The organism is Sphingobium sp. SA2 (assembly GCF_032227065.1).
GTDB lineage: Bacteria > Pseudomonadota > Alphaproteobacteria > Sphingomonadales > Sphingomonadaceae > Sphingobium.
In genome coordinates, this window is the sequence record NZ_JAPMXX010000006.1 from 801,742 (window position 1) to 824,341 (window position 22,600).

Sequence of the window (22,600 nt, forward strand, 5' to 3'; positions counted from 1 at the left end):
AGAACGCGCATGGTCATGCAGTTCCCCGCTTTGGGATCGCGCCGTGCGATCATCGACCGGCGCGCGATTTCCGACAGCATCAACGCCCTTGCGCACGCGCATAAGGGCGATCCCATGCGGTTGCGCGGGCTGATCGTCGGCGAACTCAAGGCGGCGTTGGAAGAGGGACGAGTCGAAGTCGCCCGAAGGTTGGAACAGCGACCCACGCGCGGGCGCGAGACGGTGACCGCTTTTGCCTTCCTGATCGACCAGATTCTGCGCCTGCTCTACGATGCGACGACGCATCACCTCTATCCGTCGGGCAACCGCAGCACCGGCGAGCGGATCGCGCTGATCGCCGTGGGCGGCTATGGCCGGGGCGAGATGGCACCACATAGCGACGTCGATATCGGCTTCATCACGCCCTGGAAGCCGACCGGCTGGACCGAGCAGGTGATCGAATCGATGCTCTATTCGCTCTGGGATCTGGGGCTGAAGGTCGGGCATAGCAGCCGGTCGATCGACGAGACGATGCGGATGGCCAAGGCCGACCTGACGGTGCGCACCGCTTTGCTGGAAGCGCGCTATGTCTGGGGCGACCGGGCGCTGTATGAAGAGACCTCGGTTCGCTTCGATGCGGAAGTGATGCAGGGCAATGCCCGCGCCTTCGTCACCGAAAAGCTGGTCGAGCGCGACGAGCGCCACAAGCGGATGGGTGACAGCCGCTATGTCGTCGAGCCCAATGTGAAGGAAGGCAAAGGCGGGCTGCGCGACCTGCATACGCTGTTCTGGATCGGCAAATATGTGAACCGAGTGCGATCGGTCGCCGAACTGGTCGATGTCGGCCTTCTGACCCAGATCGAATTGCGCCAGTTCCAGAAGGCGGAGGATTTCCTCTGGGCGGTGCGCTGTCACCTGCACACCATCACCGGGCGTGCAGAAGACCGGCTGACCTTCGACCTGCAACTCGAAACGGCGACGCGGATGCGCTTTACCGGGCGGCATGGCCAGTCCGGGGTCGAGCGGTTCATGCGCTATTATTTCCTGAACGCGAAGATCGTCGGCGACCTGACCGCCGTGTTCCTGGCGCATCTGGATGACCAGATGGGGCCGAAGGGGCGGCGCTATATTCCCGCCATCTTCCGGCGGCCCAAGAAGCTCGACGGCTTTGTGCTGGACCGGGGGCGGCTGGCGCTGCCGAGCGATGATTTCTTTCAGGCCGACCCAGTGCGACTGGTGGAGATTTTCGCGCTGGCCGATCGTCATGGCCTGTCCATCCACCCCGCCGCGATGCGTGCAGCCAGCCGGGACGCGGGGCTGATCAACGCCAAGATCCGTAAAGACCCGCGTGCCAACGCCGCCTTCATGGACGTGCTGACCAGTCCGCGCGACCCCGAAACGGTGCTGCGCTGGATGAACGAATCGACCGTGTTCGGCCGCTTCGTGCCCGACTTCCGCCGGGTCGTCGCGCAGATGCAGTTCGACATGTATCATCATTATACGGTCGATGAGCATACCATCCGCGCGGTTGGCCTGCTGTCCCGGATCGAGAAGGGGGAGCTGGCGCAGGACCATCCGCTGGCCACCGATCTGATGGGCAAATTGCTCTCGCGCCGGGTGCTCTATATCGCCGTGCTACTGCATGACATCGCCAAGGGGCGTGGCGGCGACCACAGCATATTGGGCGCGCAGGTGGCCGAGCAGCTCTGCCCGCGGCTTGGCCTTACCCCTGCGGAAACCGAAACGGTCGCCTGGCTGGTACGCTACCATCTGTTGATGTCGGCGACGGCGTTCAAGCGCGATCTGGCGGACTACAAGACGATCGTCGATTTCGTCGACGTGGTGCAAAGCCCCGAACGGTTGCGGCTCTTGCTATGTCTGACCGTGGTGGACATTCGCGCCGTGGGGCCGGGCGTCTGGAACAGCTGGAAGCGGCAGTTGCTCGGCGATCTCTATGATTCGGCCGAGGAACTGCTGCGGCTGGGCCATAAGCAGAAGGGCCGCAGCGAGCGGGTGACCGCCAAGCAGAAGACGCTGCGCGAGGCGCTTCATATGGACGAAGCCACGTTCGAAGCGTTCAGCAAGCGGTTGCCCGAATCCTACTGGATCGCCGAACCCGACGATATCTTGATCCATAATGCCGAGCATATGCTGGCGGCGGGCGACGCGCCGCTGTCGATCGCGGCGCATTATTATCCGCAGCGTGGCGCGACGTTGGTGACTGTCTACGCCGCCGATCATCCGGGGCTATTCTATCGCATCGCAGGCGCCATCCATCTGGCGGGCGGCAACATCATCGACGCGCGCATTCATACGACCCGCGATGGCGTGGCGATCGACAATTTTCTGGTGCAGGACCCGATGGGTGGTGCGTTCCACAGTCCCGATCAGCTCACCCGCATCCGCAACGCGATCGAGGATTCGCTCTCGAACCGGCATCGGCTGATCACCAAGCTGAGCGCGCGCCCGTTGACCCGGACCCGCGCCGAAGCCTTCCGCATCGAACCCAATGTGCTGATCGACAATAAAGCGTCGAATCGCTTCACGGTGATCGAGGTCAATGCGCGTGATCGGCCCGCGCTGCTGTTCAGCCTCGCCAATGGATTGTTCCAGTCGAAGGTGACGGTGCATAGCGCGCATGTCGCAACCTATGGCGAGCGTGCGGTCGACACATTCTACGTCACCGACCTGTTCGGCGGCAAGATCGAGAGCAAGGCGCGGCTTCAGACCTTGGAGCGGCGGTTGCTGGAAGGCGCTGGCGGCGAAGTCGGCGAGGCGCTGGCACGGGCCTAGGCCACGATCGCCATCCTGTCGCCCGGCACAAGCAACGGCAACAGGCGGAGCATGTCGTCGCGTTCGATGGCGACACAGCCCGCTGTGGGGCGTCCTTCGGACAGATGGAAGAAGATCGCGCTGCCCTGCCCCGGCACAGGCGGCCCGTCATTATGGCCCAGCACGACGATGATGTCATAGGCATCGTCGGCACGGATCAGGCTTTCGGCCGAGAAGCCGCGCGGCAGGCGGACCGGGCGGTTATAGGCGGGATCGGCGGGCTCGTCCGACCACCCATCACCAGGTCTGATCCAGCGCCAGGGCAATCGGATAGCGACGGCGTCGACCTTGCCGGGCCGCAGCAGCACCCCACGAATCGGCCAGAGGCCAAGCGGGGTGCAGCCATCGCCTTCGCGCTTGTCCGCCGCCGCGCAAGTGCCACCCCGGCCAATGGTGCAATCCATGGCCATGGCGCCGAAGGTCAGGCGACCCGCGCCGCCATCGACGCGGATGACACTCATAGCTGGTGGCCGGTCCGGTCCCGCTTGGTGGCGAGATAGCGTTCATTATGCGGGTTGGTCGGCAGGATGATCGGCAAACGCTCGAGCACGCCGATGCCTGCCGCTTCCAGCCCCGCCACCTTGTTGGGGTTGTTGGTCAACAGCCGCACCTGCGCCACACCGAGCAGGTCGAGCATCCGCGCCGCGACGGAGAAATCGCGCGCATCGATCGCGAAGCCCAGCCGCACATTGGCGTCGACCGTGTCGAAGCCCTGATCCTGCATCGCGTAGGCGCGCAGCTTGTTGACGAGGCCGATGCCCCGCCCCTCCTGCCGCAGATAGAGCAGCACGCCCCAGGGCGCGTCGGCGATCTGATGCAGCGCCTGATGCAGTTGCGGCCCGCAATCGCATTTGAGGCTGCCCAGCACGTCGCCGGTCAGGCATTCGCTATGCAGGCGGACGACGGGCGGCGAGGCATCGCGCTTGCCCACCACCAGCGCGACATGCTCGCGCGGTTCGTCGGGACTGCGAAAAGCAATGATCTCCGCCGTTTCACTGGCCGACACCGGTAGTCGCGCGCGCGTGGCGATGGCGAGGTGGATCGCATCGTCATAGGCGTCGATATCATCGGCCTGGACCGTGACATCGACGGCCTCATCCCCTTCGGTCAGGAAATAGGCGGGCAGGATGCCGGCAAGGCGCGCGAGCCGCAGCGCCGCCTTCGCCGCCTGGGGCGCGGCGAGTGGGCGGGCGCGGAACGGCCCCTTGAGCGGTGAGGCGAGGTCCAGCACTGGATCGGACATGGCGGTCGCGACGTCGGCGTCGATCCACGGTGCGCGCTCGACCAGTACCGGCAGATCGGGATCGGCAGCGGCCAGTTGGTTCGCGAGCTTGAGCGTTTCGGCACGAGCGGCGGAGATCAGGATATCGGCGCGGGCGTGCGGATCGAAGGCGGCGAGTGTTACCGCATCTGCCCCTTCGATCGCCATCAGACGGATGGCACCATCAGCCCCGACAACCTTGATAGCCCAGCCGCGCCGCAGCGCGTCGATCGCACGGGCAGCATCGCGCGCGGGCATCAGAAGACGAAGTCGGTGATGATGGGGATATGGTCGGACGGCTTAATCCAGCTGCGCGCGGGTTCGACCACGCGATGGCTGACCGCCTTGTCGGCAACGTCGCGGGTCATCCACATATGGTCGAGCCGACGACCGCGATCCGATTCCGCCCAATCCTTGGCGCGATAGCTCCACCAGGTATAGAGACGCGCAGGCGCAGGATGGAAATGGCGGCCGATATCGACCCAGTCGTTCGACGACTGCAACCGCGCCAATATCTCGCACTCCACCGGCGTATGGCTGACGACGTTGAGCAACTGCTTATGGCTCCAAACATCGCACTCCAGCGGCGCAATGTTGAAGTCGCCGGTCAGGATGGTCGGCTTGGCGTCCAGCGCGGCCGACCATTCGATCATCCGCTCCAGAAAGTCGAGTTTCTGCCCGAACTTCGGATTGACCGTGCGATCAGCGATGTCACCGCCAGCGGGCACATAGACATTTTCGATCCGCACGCCATTATCCAGCCGCACGCCGACATGACGCGCTTCGCCATTGGCCTGCCAATCGAACCGGTCGTCTTCGTGGATCGGCACCTTGCTCATGATCGCCACGCCATGATGCATGCGTTGGCCGTTCAGCACCTGATGGACATAGCCCATGCGCCGGAACATGTCGGTGGGGAAAATCTCGTTCACCACCTTGGTTTCCTGCAGGCAGAGAATGTCAGGCGCTTCCTGCTGCAGCAGCTGTTCGACGATGTCGATGCGCGCGCGGACGCTGTTTATGTTCCAGGAGCAAATGGAGAGAGTATCGGCCATGGGTTTGCCCTAGAAGGCCGCGGTGGCGCACGCAAGCGCCACACAAAGTAAGACCCCCGCTCCGGGGGCATGGAACGGGGGTCTCGATCGCGCCCTTGAAGCGCTTCGCGGCGAGAGCGGACCGGGTAACAGGGGGGAAATCCCGATGCCGTTTCGCGCCGTTGGTTTATGATTAGCGACCGCCATATGAGCGGCAGATGAACGGTTTTGAAAAGCGATCGATCTGCCGCACCCAGCGCTCGGTTCAGCCCCCGGCCGAGCGGCCGCGCGGTCGCGGGTCGGTCCAGCGAAAGGTTGAATCCGCGACCGTCACACCATAGCGCTGGTTCGTCAGCCGAACGGCGGTGCGATTATTCTGCGAATCGAGCGCGACCCAGCCATAAAGTTGCAGGCCTGCCGGGCTGCCCGCATCCCGCTTGAAGATCATCGTGATCGTGCCGAACTCAGGGCGCTTGGGATCGCGCGCCTCGACGCTCAATATGCTGGGGTCGCCGGTTGGTACAACCTTGCCGAATTTGGACAAATCCTTGGACGGGTCGAGCAGCGCACCCAGCGGCGAATTGCCGATCGGCCAGCGCTGCACCTGGCGTACTTCATAATCGATCATCGTCAGTGCCTTGCCATCGCCCACGATCAGCAGCGGCACGCCCTTTTGATATTGAAAGCGGATCTTGCCCGGCTGCTTGATCGTTAACTGCCCCGTCAGAGTCTGGCCGTTGCGGTCGGTCTGGGTGAAATCGGCCGTCATCGTCGTCACGGCACGGATATAGGCGTTGACCTTGGTGAGATCGGACTGGTTCGCCTGTGCCAAAGCAGGCACGGCGATCGGCAGGGCGAGGGCGACTGGCGCAATGGCCAGCGCCAGAGAGATGCGCTTCATCAGACAGAAACTCCGGTTGTTACGGATGCGGTTTAGGCGGCGCGGCTTGAACGACCTGTGAACCCAGCCGTTCCCCGCCGTTCAGCCAAAGGCGAGGCGACAATGTCCATTCCGATCCATCGAAAAGTCGCATTGCCGCAATATGTCCATACCAATCAAGGCGGTGAAATGCTCACTTCCACGCAGGCCGAAACCAAAACTTGCGTCAAAAATATATGGTAAGCGCGCATCTTCAGTGTCATCGGGCATTAGTCCGATACGAAACATAAAGCGTTCGGTATGCGCCAGCCCATGCGCTGACTGAAGGGGGCGCTTCCCCAACGGTTCCAGCCCCAATTTTTCCGCAATCCGCTCGTCTATTCCACTGACGGTTGCACCGGTATCCACAAGCGCAATCGCATCGATGGACGTGATGTCGAATGGGTTATCAGCCCGCAATATGCGAACCGGCAATGTTATCCTGCGACCAGCATGCAACCATTTAATTTGAGACATGAGAGAAAAAACCCAGATCTATGGGTTCATCCGTGACTTCCTGAATCGAAAAAACACCATCGTCGATGCTGTCGCGTGCGAATTGATAAGCGTCACCCGGCTTGTCGAAAAAATCGACAACCTTCTTGTCCTTCAACACCGCATAACGGCCTGAATGGTGAGTCAAAAACTCCCCAAGGTGTCGGAGGAAATAATCGTAATTGGCATCGACTTCAGCGGCAAGGCTATGGCTCATGATTCATCCCCTTGCTCAAAATGTACCATTTTTTGCGGCCACCGACTCCTGCGCTGCATCATATTGCGATGAACCGACTCTGTTGCGAGTCGAACCGTTATAGCGGATTGCCATTTTCGTCGCGCAGCACTTCGCGACGGCCGACATGGTTGGGCGGGCCGACCAGGCCTTCCTCTTCCATCTTCTCAATGAGGCGCGCAGCGCTGTTATAGCCGACGCGGAGCTGGCGTTGCAGCCAGCTGGTCGAGGCTTTCTGATTCTCGAACACCAGCTGGCACGCCTTGCGGAAGAGCTGGGCGTCGGGACTGTCATCGCCCAAGTCCACGCCGTCGAGGGCGAAGCTGCCTTCTTCGGGTTCTTCGGTCACCGCTTGGATATAGTCGGGCTGGCCCTGCGCGCGCCAATGGTCGGCGACGACGCGGACTTCGTCGTCCGAGACGAACGGGCCATGGACGCGGGTCAACCCCTTGCCGCCGTGCATGTAGAGCATATCGCCCTTGCCCAGCAGCTGTTCGGCGCCCTGCTCGCCCAAAATGGTGCGACTGTCGATCTTGGACGTCACGAAAAAGCTGATCCGGGTCGGCAGGTTCGCCTTGATAACGCCGGTGATGACATCGACAGAAGGGCGCTGGGTCGCGAGGATCAGGTGAATACCGGCTGCGCGCGCCTTTTGCGCCAGCCGCTGGATCAGGAATTCGACTTCCTTGCCCGCCGTCATCATAAGGTCGGCCAGCTCGTCCACGACCACCACAATCTGGGGCAGCGGCTGGAAATCGAGCTGTTCTTCCTCATAGATGGGCTTGCCATTTTCGGGGTCGTAGCCGGTCTGGACGCGGCGGCCGAGCGGCTTGCCCTTGGCTTTGGCGGCGCGGACCTTCTCGTTATAATTGGCGAGGTTGCGGACGGAGATGGACGCCATCATGCGATAGCGGTCCTCCATCTGCTCGACCGCCCATTTGAGCGCGCGGATCGCCTTTTGCGGTTCGGTGACGACCGGCGAGAGCAGATGCGGGATGTCGTCATAGGTCGACAATTCCAGCATCTTGGGATCGATCATGATCAGCCGCAACTGGTCCGGCGTCATGCGGTAGAGCAGCGACAGGATCATGGCGTTGAGGCCGACCGACTTGCCCGACCCGGTGGTGCCCGCGATCAGCAGATGCGGCATGGGAGCGAGGTCGGCGATGATCGGTTCGCCGGAGATATTCTTGCCTAGGATGATGGGCAGCGTGCCTTCGCCGCCAAATTGCTCGCTGGTGATGAGTTCGCGGAAGGACACGCCTTCGCGATGGGCGTTGGGCAGTTCGATGCCGATCACCGTGCGCCCCGGAATCGTCGCGACGCGCGCCGACAGCGCGGACATGTTGCGCGCGATATCGTCGGCCAGCGCGATGACGCGGCTCGCCTTGATGCCGGGGGCTGGCTCCAGCTCATACATGGTCACGACCGGGCCGGGCCGGACCTCGACGATATTGCCCTTCACATGGAAGTCATCGAGCACCGATTCGAGCAGCCGGGCATTGCGTTCCAGCGCCGCCTTGTCGATCTTGCCGCCCTGACTCGCAGGAATGGGATTGAGCAGGTCGGGCGAGGGTAGCGAGCTATGGCCGAACAGATCGTCCTGCGAGATCGGCGCCATCTGCCGCTGCGGCGCGGCGGGCTTGGGACTCTGGATCGTGATCGGCGGCTTGGGTTCGTTCGACACCTGCTTGCGGGGCGCGATGACGCGTTCGGTGCCGTCCGCTTCCGGTTCGACGTCGCTGCGGGTGCTAATACCGGGCAACGCCAAAGTGGGGCGGGGTAGCGCCAATTTGGGTAGCGATGGACGGCGCAGCGCGATGATCGGCTTTTCCAGCGCCAGGCTGCGATAGCAGGCGATCAGGCCCGCGATCAGCGTCATGACCACCAATAGGCCGGTTATCCAGGGGGCAGCGGCGGGTGCCTGCGCCGTCAGACTGGCCACGCCCTTGGCCGTGACCAGCCCGATCACCCCGCCCCAGCCCGCGGGCAGGCCGACCAGCGGATCATCCTGAAACAGCGAGAGGGCAATGCCGATAAGGACGATGCCGAACAGGCATTTGCCGAACTGCCCCTTCCAGCTGCGCATATCCTGGTCGCCCCACATCCGGCGGGCAGTGATCGCCATCAGCGGCAAGATCAGCGCCACCGGCACGCCCAACAACCAGAGCAGGAAATCGGCGGTCCAGGCACCCGGCCCCTGCATGATGTTGGCGACATGATCACCCGCCACCGTGTTCATCGACGGGTCACTGGGCGTATAGCTGAGTAGCGCCAGCGCCACGAACAGCGTCGCCAGCATCAGCAGGATCGCGCCGATCAGTGCGCCGCTGCGAAGCAGGCTGCGCTTGAGCATTTCGCGCCATTCCGGCGTGCGCTTCACGGTGCGGCTGACAGCCATGCTAAACCCTTGTCCCCCAAATGTTCCGTTTCGGCACAATGCGCCGGACCGCGAGTCCGCGTCAAGCCTGCGACCGATCGGCTCGTCCCGCCTTATCCGTAACAACCCTTATGGCAGGGGACGCGCCAACCGGCGCAAAAAGGACGGCAGAAAGGAACCTGTCCCATGTTCGCTGCCTATTATCCCGCTCTGGTCGTCGTCTCGATGGCCGCCTTCGCCGCTGTCATGGTCTATGTCAGCATCGAGGATCGCCTGAAGAACTAACTGCGGGCCAACGCCCGCAGCGCATCGCCATCAAGCCGCTGGATGGTCCATTCGTCCATCGGCACCGCCCCGATCGCGCGATAGACGGCGATGGCCGGTTCGTTCCAGTCGAGCACCGACCATTCCAGCCGGGCGCAATCCCGTTCGACCGCCAGTTGCGCCAGCCGGACGAGCAGCGCCTTGCCAGCGCCTGATCCGCGCGCTTCGGGTCGGACGAACAAATCTTCGAGATAGAGGCCTGGCCGTCCTTCAAAGGTCGAGAAATTGTGGAAGAAGAGCGCAAAGCCGATGGCGTCGCCCTGCCGTTCCGCAATCAGCACTTCGGCCATGGGGCGAGGACCGAAAAGATAGCGGGCGAGCGTATCGCGGTCCGTGTTCACGGCGTGGGCGAGTTTCTCATAGTCGGCCAGATCGCGGATGAACTGCAGGATGATGTCGATGTCGCCTGGTTCGGCCGCGCGGATGAGGATGGTTTCGGTCATGCGGTTCCCGCTTCCACATGGGCCAGATCGGCCCGTTTCGTGCGCGCGGCGATAAGGCAAGCAACCACGATCAACAAGGCACCGGCCACCGTCGGCAGCGTGATCCGTTCGTCGAACACCAGCCAGCCCAGGATTGCTGCCCAGACGAAGGCGCTATATTCGACCGGGATCAACCGCTGCGCCTCCGCCCGCGCATAGGCCCAGGACAGCGCGGCAAGCGAGGTGAAGGCGAGAGCGGCCGCCAACAGGATGAGCGGAACGGCCGGGCGTGGTGGCAGGGCCAGCAGAAAGGGGGCGCCGAGCGCAAAGACGCCGAGCATCACCAGATGCTGAAAGAAGGCGACCTCGATCGGCGAGGCGACCTGCGCCTGTTGCCGCTGGATGATGAGGTTCCAGGCAAAGAGTACCGCCGACGCCAGCACGGCCCCCGCGCCCAGCAGCGCATCGGCATCATAGCGCCCCTGCAACCGGCCCGACAGGATGACGGCTACGCCCACCAATCCCAGCAGCGATGCGCCGATCGCGCGGCGACCGATCCGTTCCTTGAGCAGCAGGGCGGCAAGATAAAGCGCGATCAGGGGGGCGATGAACGACAAGGCGATGGCTTCGGCCAGCGGCATCCGCATGATCGCCCAGAAGAACAGCCCGGCCATCAGCGCGACCACCGTGCCGCGGAGCAGGTGGATACGCAGGACCGCGCGCGAGGGCCAGCGCTGCCGCGTGAGCAGCATGAGCGCAAGGCCAAGCAGCGTGCCAGTAACCGCCCGCCAGAACAGCGCATTGTAGAGGCCGATGCCAAGGCTCAACCCCTTCATCGCCGCATCCATCACGGCAAACAGCGCCACGCCCGCGCAGCAGACGGCAAAGGGGATGGCGAAACCGACGGCGGGGCGCGCCGCCCCCATGGCAGGCGTCACTCCGCCGCCTGTGCCTTGCCCGCGTCGGTCATCTCCGATTCCGCCTTAGCGGCTTCGATTTCGGCGGCCTTGTCCTCCACCAGTCGGACTATATGGTCGACCAGAGCCTCGTCCTGCACCGTATGGTCGGTGATGCCCGACAAATAGACCATATGCTTGCCGTTGCCGCCGCCGGTCAGGCCGATGTCCGTCTCGCGGGCTTCGCCGGGGCCATTGACGACACAACCCAAGACCGAGAGCGACAAGGGCGTGTGGATATGCTGGAGCCGTTCCTCCAGCGCCTGCACGGTGCGGATCACGTCGAAGCCCTGCCGCGCGCAGCTGGGGCAGGAGATGACTTTCACGCCGCGAGTACGGATGCCGAGCGATTTGAGGATGTCATAGCCAACCCGGACTTCCTCTTCGGGTTCCGCCGACAGCGAGACGCGGATCGTGTCGCCGACGCCTGCCCAGAGCAGATTGCCGATGCCGATCGCGCTCTTGACCGTGCCGCCGATCAGACCGCCGGCTTCCGTGATGCCGAGGTGCAGCGGGCAATCGACCGCTTCGGCCAGTTGCATATAGGCCGCGACCGCCAGGAACACGTCGCTCGCCTTCACCGCGACCTTATATTCGTGGAAATCCTGGTCCTGCAGCAGCTTGATATGGTCGAGCGCGCTTTCGACCAACGCTTCGGGGCAGGGTTCGCCATATTTTTCGAGCAAGTCCTTTTCGAGGCTGCCCGCATTGACGCCGATGCGGATGGCGCAGCCATTGGCCTTGGCGGCATCGACCACTTCCTTCACCCGCGCCTGCGACCCGATATTGCCGGGATTGATCCGCAGGCAGGCGGCGCCCGCATCGGCGGCTTCCAGCGCGCGTTTATAGTGGAAATGAATGTCCGCCACGATCGGCACGCGGGCGGCGCGCACGATCTGCTTGAGCGCCGCGGTGGACTCTTCGTCCGGGCAGGAGACGCGGATGATATCCACGCCTGCTTCCTCGCAGCGGCGAATCTGGTCGATCGTGCCCTTGATGTCGTGGGTCAGTGTGTTGGTCATGGTCTGGACCGTGACCGGCGCATCACCGCCGACCGGAACATTGCCGACCATGATCTGTCGGCTCTGCCGACGGGCAATATCGCGCCAGGGGCGCAGGCCGGGATTATGGTCGGACATGAAAAAGGGGCTCCGTGGTTACGAAGCCCCTATAGGGATGTTTGGTGACGGTTAGAAGCGTTGCCTTTTGGTGTTTCAGCCGAGCTGAAACGTGCCGCACCGGCCCGCACCTCCACCCGACCTCCCACAGAATATCCTGGATGGGAGGCCGGGTTGGGGGTGCGGGCCGGTGCGGCTTCTTCAAAAACGCATCGTAAGCGAAGCGGCAATCTGATCGGCATTGCCGCTCGTCTGCGCCCGTGTCGTGGCGGTGACGGTGGCTGGCGCGGGGAAATAGCTGTCCGGGCGGATGATGTTCGCCTTTTCTACGAAGGTATGCGCGTAGCTGAGGTTCAGCGCGAAGGACTGCGACAGGTTCCAGGTCGCGCCGCCGCTCAGCCAGACCCGGTCGCCATCAGGGACGCGGGTGGTCAGATGCTGCGGATTGGTCGGCGAGCGATCGAACATCGTGCCTGCGCGTAGCGTCAGCTTGTCGTTGACGTCATATTCGCCGCCCGCGCTGACACTATAGGTATCGCTATATTCCAGTTCCTTGACCGATGTGCCGTTAGCGGCATTGATCGTGATCGCCTGCATCACCGACCAATTATACCAGCGCGCGGTCAGCATCGCCCGCAATTGCGGTGTCAGGCGGTGAGTCATGGATAGGGTGACGATATCGGGCAGGGTCAGCGGCGCGGTGGCGGCAAAGCTGCCATTGGCACCGGCCAGCGGCCCGGCGAGGCCCGAAATCACCTGCTCGCCCTCAAGGCTGTGCTTCATGCGCGAGCGATAATGGACGCCGAACTGGGTGTCGCCCGCCCGGTAGAACAGCCCTGCATTCCAGCCGACCGACCAGTCATCGCCTTCGACCGAGGCGTGGCCATCGGCCAGCAGCGGCGAGAGTTGCGGCAGTGCGTTGGTCAGCGTCACTTTGACATATTGCACGTCGACGCCGCCGCCAACGGACAGATTGTCGGTCAGCTTATAGGCGGCCGATGGCTGGATATTATAGGTTTTAAGGTCGGTGTAGAGCGAGTCATAACGCCCGAAATAGCCATCCTCATATTCCAGCTTCAGGCCGAACGGGGCGTTAACGCCCAGGCCCACCCACAGCTGGTCACTGACTTGGCCGGTGGCATAGAAGCTGGGGATGGGGATCACGCTTTCAAACGCGTTGCCGCCATTGGTGCCGCTGACCGGTACCTGTGTCGTGGTGCCGGGGACCGTGCGGGTGGTGCCGCGATTGGTCTGCTGCGCCTTGGCAAACAGCGCGATGCCGCCGACCGAGGTCTGGATGCCTGGCAATTCGGTCATCGCGGCGGGATTGAAATAGACGGTCGAGGGATCATCGCCCGCTGCCGCGCCGCCCGACAGGGCACGCCCGGTTTCCTTGGGCGATTGTTCCTGTAGATAGAAGCCCCCGGCCAGCGCCGGGACGGGCGCGGCGATCGCACCTGCGACAAGCAGGAAGGACGGGAGGCGGCGGCTGAACGACATGGCAGATCCTCTACGGCTATTTTCAGCCCACGCGGCCATATATGGCAAGGACGCGGGCTTTTGACGCAGGCCGCTTAGCAACACTATGGTTAAATTCCAGTGTTTAGCGGTGAATATCCGGCGGGGTTTCGGTCCGTTTATAGCGAGGATGCTGGCTGACGTTACGGCGAACGGGTGCGACAGCGCCATGGAAACCGCACAAAAAAAAGCCGCCCCGGAGGACGGCTTGTAAAGTTTTAGGAGAGGATGCCTGGAAGGCCCGCTCCTTTTGCTGGGCCATCGCCTTTGTTGCAAATGCGAAACGGACATGTCTGATTGCGTTTCTTGCAATCGTTTGATCAGGCCTTTTATTCCGTAAGGGAAGCCAGGTCAGCGAAAAGCCGCATGGATCAGATTTTCACGCGATCCAGCCCGGACGCCACCAAGTGCGAATCGATTTCGGCGATCAGTCGCGCCAATCCGGCTGAATCGATTGATTCGGCGCGGGCCACCAGCGCCGCCTGCGTATTGGAGGCCCGCAGCAACCACCAGCCATCTGCCGTGGTGACGCGCGCGCCGTCGATGGCTTGCATATCTGCACCGCAAGCCGACAAGCGCGCGCAAATCTCCTCGATCACGGCAAATTTGCGCATGTCATCGACGGGAATGTGCAGTTCGGGCGTCGCGGCCATGATGGGCATGGCGCTGCGCCGGTCGGTGGCGCTGCCCCCTGCCCCGCTTGCGGCGCGGATCAGCCGGATCGCGGCGTAGAGGCCGTCGTCATAGCCATAATAATCATCGGCGAAGAAGAGATGCCCGGTCATCTCGCCAGCCAATAGCGCGCCTGTCTGCTTCATTCTGGACTTGATATGGCTGTGGCCGGTTTTCCACATATCGGGCCGCCCGCCCCGTGCCGCGATCCGGTCGAACACGGCCTGGCTGGTCTTCACATCCGCGATAATCCGGGCGCCGGGATGCTTTTCGAGCAGGTCGTCCGCGAACAGGCCCAGCAACTGATCGCCCGCTATGGTGCGGCCCAGCCCATCGATCACGCCGATCCGGTCGCCATCGCCATCAAAAGCCACACCGAAATCGAGCTGCTTGTCGAGGACGAGCGCGCGCAGATCGGCAAGGTTCGCCTCTACGGAGGGATCGGGGTGATGGTTGGGAAAATTGCCGTCTATCTGGGTGAAGAGGCGATGATGCTCACCCGGCAGCAATTGCACGAGCGCCTCGACCACTGGCCCGGCCGCGCCATTGCCCGCGTCCCAACCGATACGCCAGGTCCGACCATCAAAATCCTGCATCAGCCGGGCGACATAGCGGTCCATCAGGGCGATCGTGTCGACCCGCCCTGCCCCGGCATCCCAGTCGCCCGCCGCCGCCATTTCACCCAGTCGCGCGATATCCGCCCCGAAAAACGGCGCGTGTCGCTGTACCAGCTTGAAGCCATTTTGATCGCCGGGATTATGACTGCCGGTTATCTGAATGCCGCCATCGACCTCGCCCGTCATTTCGGCGAAATAGAGCATGGGCGTCGGGCCAAGACCGATGCGCAGCACGTCGATGCCGCTGGCGGTCAGCCCGTCGACCAGCGCCGTTTCCAGCATCGGGGAACTCAGCCGCCCGTCATAGCCGACCGCGACCCGTGATCCCCCTGCCCGCGCGATGACGGTGCCAAAGCTGCGGCCCAAGGCCCAGGCGTCGGCAGCATTCAGCGTTCGCCCCACCGTGCCGCGCAGATCATAATCGCGCAGCAGCGTCGGGTCGAACCGATGGCTCATCCCTCTTGCCGGTCGGCCAGCAACAGGTCGCGCGCGGCGTTAATCTGTGCCGCCAGCGCTTCGGTGCCACCCTTGTCGGGATGGACCGAGGCAATCAGGCGGCGATGCGCCGCGCGGATGGCGGCGGGATCGGCATCGGGACCGACCCCCAGCAAGGCGCGCGCCTGGGCGAGATCGTCGATCCGGTGCTGAGGCGGGGCCGGTGTCGCGCGGGTACGGGGTTTATAGCGACGCAGCAGAAACAGCCCTGCGCCGATCAGCACCGGCGCGCCGATCACCGGCTTGCCCTTGGCCGCCAGCACCGCACCCACCAGCATCGCGCCAAGCGCCATGCCATCCTTCGCCGTCATGCGTTGCAGCCTCCCGGTCCAGATGAGCCAGCCGGCCAGGGCGACGAGCAGCAGCGCCAGCCAGCCCATCAGGCCGCGCCGAGCATGTCCACGGGCACCGCACCCGCATGCGTCGGCAGGGCAAGCCCCGACACCATTTCGCGCAGTTCCTGTCGCGCGGCGATGTGGCTGACGCCCAGTTCGCCCAGATGCCCCTTGTCGAGCAGGGTCAGGCCAGAGGGGAAGAGTTCGCGGAAGATCACGCGCTCCGACAGGCCGGGGATGACGCGGAAACCAACCCGGCGCGACAATTCCATCAGCGCGTCGCCGACCCGTTTCTTGTTGCGGGCGTCATGATGCTGGAGCCGATTGCGCAGCACCACCCAGTCGATCGAAACGCCATCCGCCTTGGCTCTGGTCTTGCGTGCTTCAAAGATGAGTTCGGAATAGAAGGAGAGGCGACGGACCTTGAAGCTTTCGGCATCGACCTGACCGATCAGGTCGAAATCGACAAAACTGTCGTTCATCGGCGTGACCAGCGTATTGGCGCGCGCGGCCATGTGGCGGGCGAAGACGTCGTCGCGGCCGGGGGTATCGACGATCAGGAAATCCTTGTCCTGCGAGAGGACGGCGACTTCGGCGTCAAGCGCTTCGAGGCTGTCGCCTTGCAGCACCGCGAAATCGGGCGCGGGCAGGTCGATCTGACGGCGGCGCGCGGTTTCGGCGCGGTTTTCCAGATAGCGGGTGACGGTGCGCTGGCGCGGATCGAGATCGATCATGCCGACGCGATGGCCAAGCGCCGTCAGAGCGATGGCTGTGTGGACCGCTGTGGTCGACTTGCCCGTGCCGCCCTTTTCATTGGCAAAGACGATGAGATGCGGCGTTGGATTGCCCATTGGTCGCTTGATAACCCCGTTGATTGTCGCCATGATTCCTGGTGGCCGCCAAGGCCGCAGCCCAGCAGGTCGACCGCTTGTTCCCCTGCCCTTATCGGAGCCGTTCCCCCCGTGCAAACCCTGTCTGACCTGCCCGCCCTCCGCGCTGCCGTCGCGGCGCTGAAAGCCGATGGAAAGCCGTTGGCGCTGGTGCCGACCATGGGCGCTTTGCATGACGGGCATATGGCATTGGTGCAGGAAGCCAAGCGGCATGGGCGGCATGTCGTGGTCTCGATCTTCGTCAATCCCAGGCAATTCGGCCCGGCCGAGGATCTAGACGCCTATCCAAGGCGGGAGGCGAAGGATGCGGCGATGCTGGCGGCGGCGGGCGTGGACCTGCTCTGGCTGCCGCCGGTCGAAGTCATGTATCCGACAGGCTTTGTCACCAATGTCAGCGTGTCGGGGGTGAGCGAGGGATTGGATGGCGCGGCGCGGCCTGGCCATTTCGATGGCGTCGCAACGGTGGTCACGAAATTGTTCAACCAGGTGCGGCCCGACATCGCGGTTTTCGGCGAAAAAGACTATCAGCAACTGGCCGTGATCCGCCAAGCGAACAGCGACCTGGACATAGGTATCGATATTATCGGTTTGCCGACCCAGCGCGCCGAGGATGGCTTAGCGCTTTCCTCGCGCAATGCCTATTTGAGCGAAGCGGAGCGCAAGGCCGCGCTAGCGCTGCCGCGCGCCTTGGGCGAGGCCAAGCGGCTGATGGAAAAAGGCGAGAGTGTCGAATCCGCGACCGCCAAGGCCATGATTATACTGGAAAATTATGGGTTCGGGCCGATCGACTATGTGGCGCTGTGCGATGCGGTGACGTTGGCGCCGATGACGGTGCTGGACCGGCCGGCCCGGTTGCTGGGGGCGGCGAAGCTAGGCAAGACGCGGCTGATCGACAATATCGCGGTCGAGCCGAAATAGGATTTTTGATAGTTAGCTAACTATCTAATAGGGCCATTTTGCTGGGTTTTGGAGCGTCATTACACCCTGCCTGCCGTTCGCCCTGAGCTTGTCGAAGCCTGTCCTGAGCGCCTGCCTTGGCAGGCAGTCGAAGGGGATTTTTCTTCCGAAAAAAAGAAAGGGGCTTCGACAGGCTCAGCCCGAACGGGGGTGGGGTTGGTTTTATCGTTTAGGGCGTCCCGCGAAAAGGATCAGAACGGCTTTACGATTACCGCGATGACGATCACCGCGGCGGCGACGCCGGGGACTTCGTTGAGCAGGCGCAATTGGCGGTCGGTCATTGTCCGCTGGCCCTTGGCGAGTTTCTTGGCATAGCTGGCGATCCAGCCATGATAGCCCGACAGGCCGAGGACGAAGAGCAGTTTGAGGTGAAACCAGCCAAAGCTCCACGCGCCGATTTCAACCATCAGCATGAGGCCCAAGACCCAGACCAGCACCAGCGAGGGATTGAGGATGATCTTCAAGAGCCGCTGTTCGCGGTCGATCCATTTGCGGTCCTCGTCAGAACCGACGGCGCATTCCTGATGATAGACGAAGAAGCGCGGGATCATGAACAGCCCCGCCATCAGGAAGATAACGAAGATGAGATGGGCAGCCTTCACCCAGAGATAGGCAGCACCAAGATAGGCCATCAGTCACTTACTCCTACGCCAATCAACGCTTCAACAACACGCAAAATCTGAGCCTGCTGGTCCGCGCTGGCACCACAATATAAATCATTTAGGCGGCGGGCATCCCCGCGCAAGCGATGCGGATTATCTTCATCAGATAACATGTCTGCAGGGGTGACGTTGAACACCTGCCCTAAAATCCGCATCCATTTATCGCTTAGACGGAGCTTGCCACGTTCTAAGTCGCTGATTGTAGGAATTGAACAATCAGCCTCAAGCGCCACCGCCTCTAGCGTCATGCCGCGTGCTTCACGCAGCTCCTTGATCCGATTAGGTGCCTTTTCCATCTATCGCCGCACATAGCTAAGCAATGCTTCGACATGCGCAATGGGGGTGTCGGGCAAAATACCATGGCCAAGGTTCATGATGTGGGGCCGATCGGCAAAAGCGGCGCGGATATTGTCCACGGCCTGCTCGACGGCCTGGCCACCGGCGATGAGAGCAAGCGGGTCGAGATTGCCCTGCACCGGCATGCCCTGTGGCAGCACGCGGTTGGCCCAGTGTGGATCGACGGTTTCATCGACGCCGATCGCATCGACACCCGTGCCCGCGGCATAATCGGCCAGTTTCGCGCCTGCGCCCTTGGGGAAGCCGATGATCGGAATATCGGGGTGTAGCGCCTTCAACCGGCTGACGATCGCGGCATTGGGCGCGATGACCCAGCGTTCGAACTGGAGCGGGGCGAGGCTGCCGGCCCAGCTGTCGAATAATTGCACGGCTTCGACCCCGGCCTCGATCTGGCCGGACAGATAGGTAACGGTCGCATCGACGATCGCATCGATCAGCGCGCCGAAGCGGGCGGGATCGCCATAAGCAAGGCGGCGGGCCGCGCCCTGATCCTTGCTGCCCTGACCCGCGACCATATAGGTGGCGATGGTCCAGGGACTGCCTGCAAAGCCCAAAAAGGTGACCGAGGGGTCGAGGGCTGCCTTCACCTGCCGCACGGTCTCATAGACCGCCTCGAAACGGCTAAAATCGGGTTTCAGGGTCGAGAGGTCGGTGTCGCTCAGGATCGGAGCTAGGCGCGGGCCTTCGCCGGTTTCGAACCACAGATCCTGTCCCATCGCATAGGGGACGATCAATATGTCGGAAAAGAGGATCGCGCCGTCGAAGCCGAAGCGACGTAGCGGCTGGAGCGTGACTTCGGCCGCGGCCGCGCTGTCATAGACGAGTTCTAGGAAGCCGCCTTTGTCGGCCCGAAGCGCGCGATATTCGGGCAGATAGCGCCCGGCCTGCCGCATGAGCCACATGGGCGGCACGGCAGGGCGTTCCCCCCGCAGGACGCCAAGGAGCGGCTTGGCCACGGGATCGGCCTTCGGGTCGACAAGCATCGGACTCTCTTCTCTTCTATTAAGATTCAAATAGGAATGTTGGAGATAGTAGGGGCGTTGGCAGCGGGGTTTATGCGTTGTGCCCGCTTTTGCCAACAGCTTGACTCCGATCCGCCCTGCCTTACCCGTCCGAGTCCCTGACTTATCCCCGTTATCCACAGGCTGTTGAGGAAAAATCGGGTCTGTTGGGGGCCTGTGGATAAGAGTCCGGGCAGCGTGGAGCGAAAATCGGGGGTCCATTGCTCCCCATTTCGTCCCTTGCTTTATCCACAGCCTATGCACAGAGATATGGACCATGGCGCGCATCCATCTCCACCTGCTTTCGGACTCCACCGGCGAGACGCTGGAGAATATCGCCAAGGCCGCGATCGGTCTGTTCGAAAATGTCGATGCGATCCGCCATTTCTGGCCGATGGTGCGATCCGAAGTCCATCTCGATCGGATCATGGAGGAGATTTCCGCCAATCCGGGGCTGGTGCTCTTCACCCTGACCAACCACCCGCTGCGCAAGCGGCTGGAGACGCGCTGCCGTGCGCTCGGCCTGCCCCATGTCGCGGCGCTCGATAGCGTCGCCGATGCGCTGTCCAACATATTGGGGCAGGAAACCCGCACGCGGCCGGGGCGCAAACATGTGCTGGACGAAGCCTATTTCGCGCGGATCGAGGCGATCCAGTTCACCATCGCCCATGATGACGGGGTGGGGCATGAAAATTGGGAAGAGGCCGATATCGTGCTGGCCGGCGTGTCGCGCGCATCCAAGACGCCGACGTCCATTTACCTCGCCAATCGCGGCTACAAGACCGCCAATATCCCGCTAGTGCCGGAATCGCCGCCGCCAAGCAATCTCTACAGCCTCAAACATCCGCTGGTCGTGGGGCTGACGGTCGGCCCGGAACGGTTGATCCAGATCCGTCGCAACCGGCTGCTCTCGCTCAACCAGACGCCCGAAACGGCCTATGTCGACAATGACAAGGTGCAGGAGGAACTGTCCTTTGCCAGGCGCATGTTCGCCGACAATGGCTGGCCGGTGATCGACATGACCCGCCGGTCGATCGAGGAAGCGGCGGCGGCGATCATCAACCTGTTCAACGACCGGGAATTGGCGGAAGGCGACGCTTTATGAGGTTTTGGGCATGATCGTGCTGGCATCGCAAAGCGCGAGCCGCCGCGCGCTGCTGAGCGCGGCGCAGGTGCCGTTCGAGGCGCTATCGCCCGGCGTGGACGAGGAAGCGGCGAAGGAGGCGTTGCGCGCCGACGGGCTGGATGCGCGGGCGCTGGCCGATGCGCTGGCGGAACTCAAGGCGCGCAAAGTGTCGCGCCGGGTGCCGGGCGCTTTGGTGCTGGGATGCGACCAGACGCTGAGCCTGGATGGTGGCGAAGAACGGGGCGTGATGATCGACAAGGCGGTCGATCGCGCGGATGCCGAGCGCATATTGCGGCTGCTGTCGGGGCGGGTCCATCATCTGCACAGTGCGGCGGTGATCGTGCTGAATGGTGAGCCGATATGGCGGCATATCGAGCGAGTGCGGATGACGGTGCGGCCTTTGTCCGACGCCTTCATCGCCGCTTATCTGGATGGCGACTGGGACGAATGCCGCTGGTGCGTGGGCTGCTACCGGATCGAGGGACCGGGCGCGCAATTCTTCGCCAAGGTCGAAGGCAGCCAGTTCGCGATCCAGGGCTTGCCGCTGCTGCCCTTGCTTGACTTTTTGCGTGTGCGGGGTGTTTTGACGGCATGACCCAAGGCCTTCCCTATGCCGAAGTGATCGGCGACCCGATCGCGCACAGCAAATCGCCGCTCATTCATAATTTCTGGCTCAATGCGCTGGATATCGAGGCGGAATATCGCAAGACGCATGTGACGCCCGACGGGCTGGCCAGCTATTTCCTGCAGCGGCGGGCCGACCCCGATTGGCTGGGGTGCAATGTCACCATTCCGCACAAGATGGCGGTGATGGACTTTACCGATGATCCGGGCGGGGTGCGCGAGCGGATCGGGGCGATGAACACGATCGCCAGCGAAACCGGCGGGCCGCTCATTGGCACCAATACCGACGCGGGCGGCTTCCTCCAGCCCTTGCTGCGCGATCGATGGAAGGGGCGCAGCGCGGTGCTGATCGGCGCGGGCGGCGCGGCGCGGGCGATATTGTTTGCGCTCACCAGCCTTGGCGTACCCGACATCACCGTCATGGCGCGCGATGCGGCCAAGGCGCAGGCAATGCTCGACCATGCCGGGGTGAAGGGCGCGGTGATCGGCATGGGCGAGTCCCTGCCAGCCGTCGACCTGCTCGTCAATTCGACGTCGCTGGGGATGGTGGGACAACCGGTTCTGGACCTGGACCTGACGCCGTTGCCGCCGAGCGCCACGGTCTATGACATCGTCTATGCGCCGTTGGAGACGGGCTTGCTCAACGCGGCGCGCGAGCGCGGGCTCAAGACGCTTGATGGGCTGGAAATGCTGATCGGCCAGGCGGCGCTGGCCTTCGACATCTTCTTCGACGCGCATGCGCCCCGCGAACTGGACGCCGAATTGCGCGCGCTGCTGCTCGCGGCGGACTGATGAAGATTTATGGCCTGACCGGATCGATCGGCATGGGCAAGTCGGCGGTCGCGGCGATGTTCGCCCGTGAAGGCGTGCCGCTGTTCGACGCCGATGCCGAGGTGCATCGGTTGCAGGGGCCGGGCGGCGCATTGCTGCCGGCGATCGAGGCGCGCTTTCCCGGCACGACCGGCCCCAAGGGCGTGGATCGCGCGAAACTGGGCGCGGCGGTGTTCGGCCATCCGCAGGAACGCAAGGCGCTCGAAGCGATCGTCCATCCCGCCGTGCGCGAGGCGCGGAGCCGGTTTCTGCGCCGCCACCGATCGCGCAAATTCGTCCTGCTCGACATTCCCTTGCTGTTCGAAACGGGCGGGCAGAAGCGGCTGGCGGGCGTGATCGTGGTGACGGCTCCTGCGTGGAAGCAGCGCAAGCGCGTCCTGGCGCGGCCGGGCATGACGGTCGCCAAATTCCGCCAGATCCTGCATCTCCAGACCCCAGATGTCGAAAAACGTCGCCGCGCCGATCATCTCATCCAGACCGGCACGACCTTTGCCGAAACCCGTGCGCAGGTGCGACGTCTGGTCGCTTGCCTTGGCCGCAAGACAGGCAGATAAGGGTTG

23 protein-coding genes are annotated in these 22,600 nt (G+C 63.1%); 6 read left to right on the forward strand and 17 right to left on the reverse strand.

Going from position 1 to position 22,600, the window contains the following annotated elements:
- Positions 1-9: 9 nt before the first annotated feature.
- Positions 10-2,772, forward strand: coding sequence for a [protein-PII] uridylyltransferase (locus OVY48_RS11500; RefSeq protein WP_313922916.1), 2,763 nt, complete (start codon positions 10-12; stop codon positions 2,770-2,772).
- Here OVY48_RS11500 and OVY48_RS11505 read toward each other — a convergent pair.
- From OVY48_RS11505 to OVY48_RS11570, 14 genes are all read right to left on the reverse strand, one after another.
- The gene (locus tag OVY48_RS11505; protein WP_313922917.1) at positions 2,769-3,272 is read right to left on the reverse strand and encodes a L,D-transpeptidase; all 504 of its coding nucleotides are present in this window, start codon (positions 3,270-3,272) and stop codon (positions 2,769-2,771) included. The genes OVY48_RS11500 and OVY48_RS11505 overlap by 4 nt on opposite strands.
- Complete coding sequence (ribA, locus tag OVY48_RS11510; RefSeq protein ID WP_313922918.1) at positions 3,269-4,330, reverse strand: GTP cyclohydrolase II; 1,062 nt, start codon at positions 4,328-4,330, stop codon at positions 3,269-3,271. Before ribA ends, OVY48_RS11505 begins: the two co-directional genes overlap by 4 nt.
- Positions 4,330-5,127: an exodeoxyribonuclease III gene (gene xth / locus OVY48_RS11515; RefSeq protein ID WP_313922919.1), complete on the reverse strand. Its 798-nt coding sequence runs from the start codon at positions 5,125-5,127 to the stop codon at positions 4,330-4,332. Before xth ends, ribA begins: the two co-directional genes overlap by 1 nt.
- Positions 5,128-5,371: 244 nt before the next feature.
- Entirely contained in the window at positions 5,372-6,007 is a 636-nt protein-coding gene (locus OVY48_RS11520; RefSeq protein ID WP_313922920.1) for an outer membrane lipoprotein carrier protein LolA, read from the reverse strand.
- A gap of 81 nt (positions 6,008-6,088) precedes the next feature.
- Entirely contained in the window at positions 6,089-6,502 is a 414-nt protein-coding gene (locus OVY48_RS11525; protein ID WP_156106245.1) for a retropepsin-like aspartic protease, read from the reverse strand.
- Positions 6,489-6,737, reverse strand: a complete 249-nt coding sequence (locus OVY48_RS11530) for a hypothetical protein (RefSeq protein ID WP_037477117.1) — start codon at positions 6,735-6,737, stop codon at positions 6,489-6,491. The genes OVY48_RS11525 and OVY48_RS11530 overlap by 14 nt, the downstream gene beginning before the upstream one ends.
- Positions 6,738-6,834: 97 nt before the next feature.
- A complete protein-coding gene (locus OVY48_RS11535) occupies positions 6,835-9,156 on the reverse strand; it encodes a DNA translocase FtsK 4TM domain-containing protein (protein ID WP_313922921.1) in 2,322 nt (773 codons plus the stop codon).
- A 260-nt stretch (positions 9,157-9,416) separates the two neighbouring features.
- Positions 9,417-9,902, reverse strand: coding sequence for a GNAT family N-acetyltransferase (locus OVY48_RS11540; protein ID WP_313922923.1), 486 nt, complete (start codon positions 9,900-9,902; stop codon positions 9,417-9,419).
- On the reverse strand, positions 9,899-10,807 hold the full coding sequence (locus OVY48_RS11545) for a DMT family transporter (RefSeq protein WP_313924759.1): 909 nt from the start codon (positions 10,805-10,807) through the stop codon (positions 9,899-9,901). Before OVY48_RS11545 ends, OVY48_RS11540 begins: the two co-directional genes overlap by 4 nt.
- Positions 10,808-10,815: 8 nt before the next feature.
- Positions 10,816-11,976 carry a flavodoxin-dependent (E)-4-hydroxy-3-methylbut-2-enyl-diphosphate synthase gene (ispG, locus tag OVY48_RS11550; RefSeq protein ID WP_313922924.1) on the reverse strand — a complete coding sequence of 387 codons (1,161 nt, stop codon included), beginning with the start codon at positions 11,974-11,976 and terminating at the stop codon, positions 10,816-10,818.
- Positions 11,977-12,156: 180 nt separating this feature from the next.
- Entirely contained in the window at positions 12,157-13,455 is a 1,299-nt protein-coding gene (locus OVY48_RS11555) for an outer membrane protein transport protein (RefSeq protein WP_313922926.1), read from the reverse strand.
- Between the two features lie 389 nt (positions 13,456-13,844).
- The gene (gene pgmG / locus OVY48_RS11560) at positions 13,845-15,218 is read right to left on the reverse strand and encodes a phosphoglucomutase/phosphomannomutase PgmG (protein ID WP_313922927.1); all 1,374 of its coding nucleotides are present in this window, start codon (positions 15,216-15,218) and stop codon (positions 13,845-13,847) included.
- On the reverse strand, positions 15,215-15,637 hold the full coding sequence (locus OVY48_RS11565) for a J domain-containing protein (RefSeq protein WP_037479907.1): 423 nt from the start codon (positions 15,635-15,637) through the stop codon (positions 15,215-15,217). The genes pgmG and OVY48_RS11565 overlap by 4 nt, the downstream gene beginning before the upstream one ends.
- Positions 15,637-16,443, reverse strand: a complete 807-nt coding sequence (locus tag OVY48_RS11570) for a division plane positioning ATPase MipZ (protein ID WP_313924760.1) — start codon at positions 16,441-16,443, stop codon at positions 15,637-15,639. Before OVY48_RS11570 ends, OVY48_RS11565 begins: the two co-directional genes overlap by 1 nt.
- A gap of 111 nt (positions 16,444-16,554) precedes the next feature.
- Here OVY48_RS11570 and panC point away from each other — a divergent pair, with 111 nt between their 5' ends.
- On the forward strand, positions 16,555-17,400 hold the full coding sequence (gene panC, locus OVY48_RS11575) for a pantoate--beta-alanine ligase (protein WP_313922928.1): 846 nt from the start codon (positions 16,555-16,557) through the stop codon (positions 17,398-17,400).
- Between the two features lie 230 nt (positions 17,401-17,630).
- On the opposite strand, the gene OVY48_RS11580 is transcribed toward panC, so the two are convergent.
- Genes OVY48_RS11580 through hemE form a run of 3 tightly spaced genes read right to left on the reverse strand, consistent with a single transcriptional unit; the run spans position 17,631 to position 19,441 of the window.
- The gene (locus tag OVY48_RS11580; protein WP_313922930.1) at positions 17,631-18,071 is read right to left on the reverse strand and encodes a CopD family protein; all 441 of its coding nucleotides are present in this window, start codon (positions 18,069-18,071) and stop codon (positions 17,631-17,633) included.
- On the reverse strand, positions 18,071-18,397 hold the full coding sequence (locus tag OVY48_RS11585) for a helix-turn-helix transcriptional regulator (protein ID WP_313922932.1): 327 nt from the start codon (positions 18,395-18,397) through the stop codon (positions 18,071-18,073). Before OVY48_RS11585 ends, OVY48_RS11580 begins: the two co-directional genes overlap by 1 nt.
- Positions 18,398-19,441, reverse strand: coding sequence for a uroporphyrinogen decarboxylase (gene hemE, locus OVY48_RS11590; RefSeq protein ID WP_313922933.1), 1,044 nt, complete (start codon positions 19,439-19,441; stop codon positions 18,398-18,400).
- Between the two features lie 295 nt (positions 19,442-19,736).
- Between hemE and OVY48_RS11595 the strand changes: the two genes are divergently transcribed.
- From OVY48_RS11595 to coaE, 4 genes are read left to right on the forward strand one after another with little or no spacing between them, the layout of a single operon-like run.
- Complete coding sequence (locus OVY48_RS11595; RefSeq protein WP_096061237.1) at positions 19,737-20,564, forward strand: pyruvate, water dikinase regulatory protein; 828 nt, start codon at positions 19,737-19,739, stop codon at positions 20,562-20,564.
- Between the two features lie 10 nt (positions 20,565-20,574).
- Positions 20,575-21,180 carry a nucleoside triphosphate pyrophosphatase gene (locus OVY48_RS11600; protein ID WP_313922936.1) on the forward strand — a complete coding sequence of 202 codons (606 nt, stop codon included), beginning with the start codon at positions 20,575-20,577 and terminating at the stop codon, positions 21,178-21,180.
- The gene (gene aroE, locus OVY48_RS11605) at positions 21,177-22,001 is read left to right on the forward strand and encodes a shikimate dehydrogenase (protein WP_313922937.1); all 825 of its coding nucleotides are present in this window, start codon (positions 21,177-21,179) and stop codon (positions 21,999-22,001) included. The genes OVY48_RS11600 and aroE overlap by 4 nt, the downstream gene beginning before the upstream one ends.
- Complete coding sequence (coaE, locus tag OVY48_RS11610; protein WP_313922938.1) at positions 22,001-22,594, forward strand: dephospho-CoA kinase; 594 nt, start codon at positions 22,001-22,003, stop codon at positions 22,592-22,594. Before aroE ends, coaE begins: the two co-directional genes overlap by 1 nt.
- Positions 22,595-22,600 lie beyond the last annotated feature (6 nt).

Bases quoted from the DNA above. Each gene is read 5' to 3' on its own strand.
- OVY48_RS11585 (WP_313922932.1), bottom strand. From the start codon at position 18,397: ATGGAAAAGGCACCTAATCGGATCAAGGAGCTGCGTGAAGCACGCGGC.
- aroE (WP_313922937.1), top strand. From the start codon at position 21,177: ATGACCCAAGGCCTTCCCTATGCCGAAGTGATCGGCGACCCGATCGCG.
- OVY48_RS11500 (WP_313922916.1), top strand. From the start codon at position 10: ATGGTCATGCAGTTCCCCGCTTTGGGATCGCGCCGTGCGATCATCGAC.
- OVY48_RS11555 (WP_313922926.1), bottom strand. From the start codon at position 13,455: ATGTCGTTCAGCCGCCGCCTCCCGTCCTTCCTGCTTGTCGCAGGTGCG.
- OVY48_RS11545 (WP_313924759.1), bottom strand. From the start codon at position 10,807: ATGGGGGCGGCGCGCCCCGCCGTCGGTTTCGCCATCCCCTTTGCCGTC.
- OVY48_RS11505 (WP_313922917.1), bottom strand. From the start codon at position 3,272: ATGAGTGTCATCCGCGTCGATGGCGGCGCGGGTCGCCTGACCTTCGGC.
- OVY48_RS11600 (WP_313922936.1), top strand. From the start codon at position 20,575: ATGATCGTGCTGGCATCGCAAAGCGCGAGCCGCCGCGCGCTGCTGAGC.
- OVY48_RS11595 (WP_096061237.1), top strand. From the start codon at position 19,737: ATGGCGCGCATCCATCTCCACCTGCTTTCGGACTCCACCGGCGAGACG.
- OVY48_RS11520 (WP_313922920.1), bottom strand. From the start codon at position 6,007: ATGAAGCGCATCTCTCTGGCGCTGGCCATTGCGCCAGTCGCCCTCGCC.
- xth (WP_313922919.1), bottom strand. From the start codon at position 5,127: ATGGCCGATACTCTCTCCATTTGCTCCTGGAACATAAACAGCGTCCGC.
- hemE (WP_313922933.1), bottom strand. From the start codon at position 19,441: ATGCTTGTCGACCCGAAGGCCGATCCCGTGGCCAAGCCGCTCCTTGGC.
- OVY48_RS11535 (WP_313922921.1), bottom strand. From the start codon at position 9,156: ATGGCTGTCAGCCGCACCGTGAAGCGCACGCCGGAATGGCGCGAAATG.
- pgmG (WP_313922927.1), bottom strand. From the start codon at position 15,218: ATGAGCCATCGGTTCGACCCGACGCTGCTGCGCGATTATGATCTGCGC.
- coaE (WP_313922938.1), top strand. From the start codon at position 22,001: ATGAAGATTTATGGCCTGACCGGATCGATCGGCATGGGCAAGTCGGCG.
- OVY48_RS11570 (WP_313924760.1), bottom strand. From the start codon at position 16,443: ATGGGCAATCCAACGCCGCATCTCATCGTCTTTGCCAATGAAAAGGGC.
- OVY48_RS11530 (WP_037477117.1), bottom strand. From the start codon at position 6,737: ATGAGCCATAGCCTTGCCGCTGAAGTCGATGCCAATTACGATTATTTC.
- OVY48_RS11540 (WP_313922923.1), bottom strand. From the start codon at position 9,902: ATGACCGAAACCATCCTCATCCGCGCGGCCGAACCAGGCGACATCGAC.
- OVY48_RS11565 (WP_037479907.1), bottom strand. From the start codon at position 15,637: ATGGGCTGGCTGGCGCTGCTGCTCGTCGCCCTGGCCGGCTGGCTCATC.
- ribA (WP_313922918.1), bottom strand. From the start codon at position 4,330: ATGCCCGCGCGCGATGCTGCCCGTGCGATCGACGCGCTGCGGCGCGGC.
- OVY48_RS11580 (WP_313922930.1), bottom strand. From the start codon at position 18,071: ATGGCCTATCTTGGTGCTGCCTATCTCTGGGTGAAGGCTGCCCATCTC.
- ispG (WP_313922924.1), bottom strand. From the start codon at position 11,976: ATGTCCGACCATAATCCCGGCCTGCGCCCCTGGCGCGATATTGCCCGT.
- OVY48_RS11525 (WP_156106245.1), bottom strand. From the start codon at position 6,502: ATGTCTCAAATTAAATGGTTGCATGCTGGTCGCAGGATAACATTGCCG.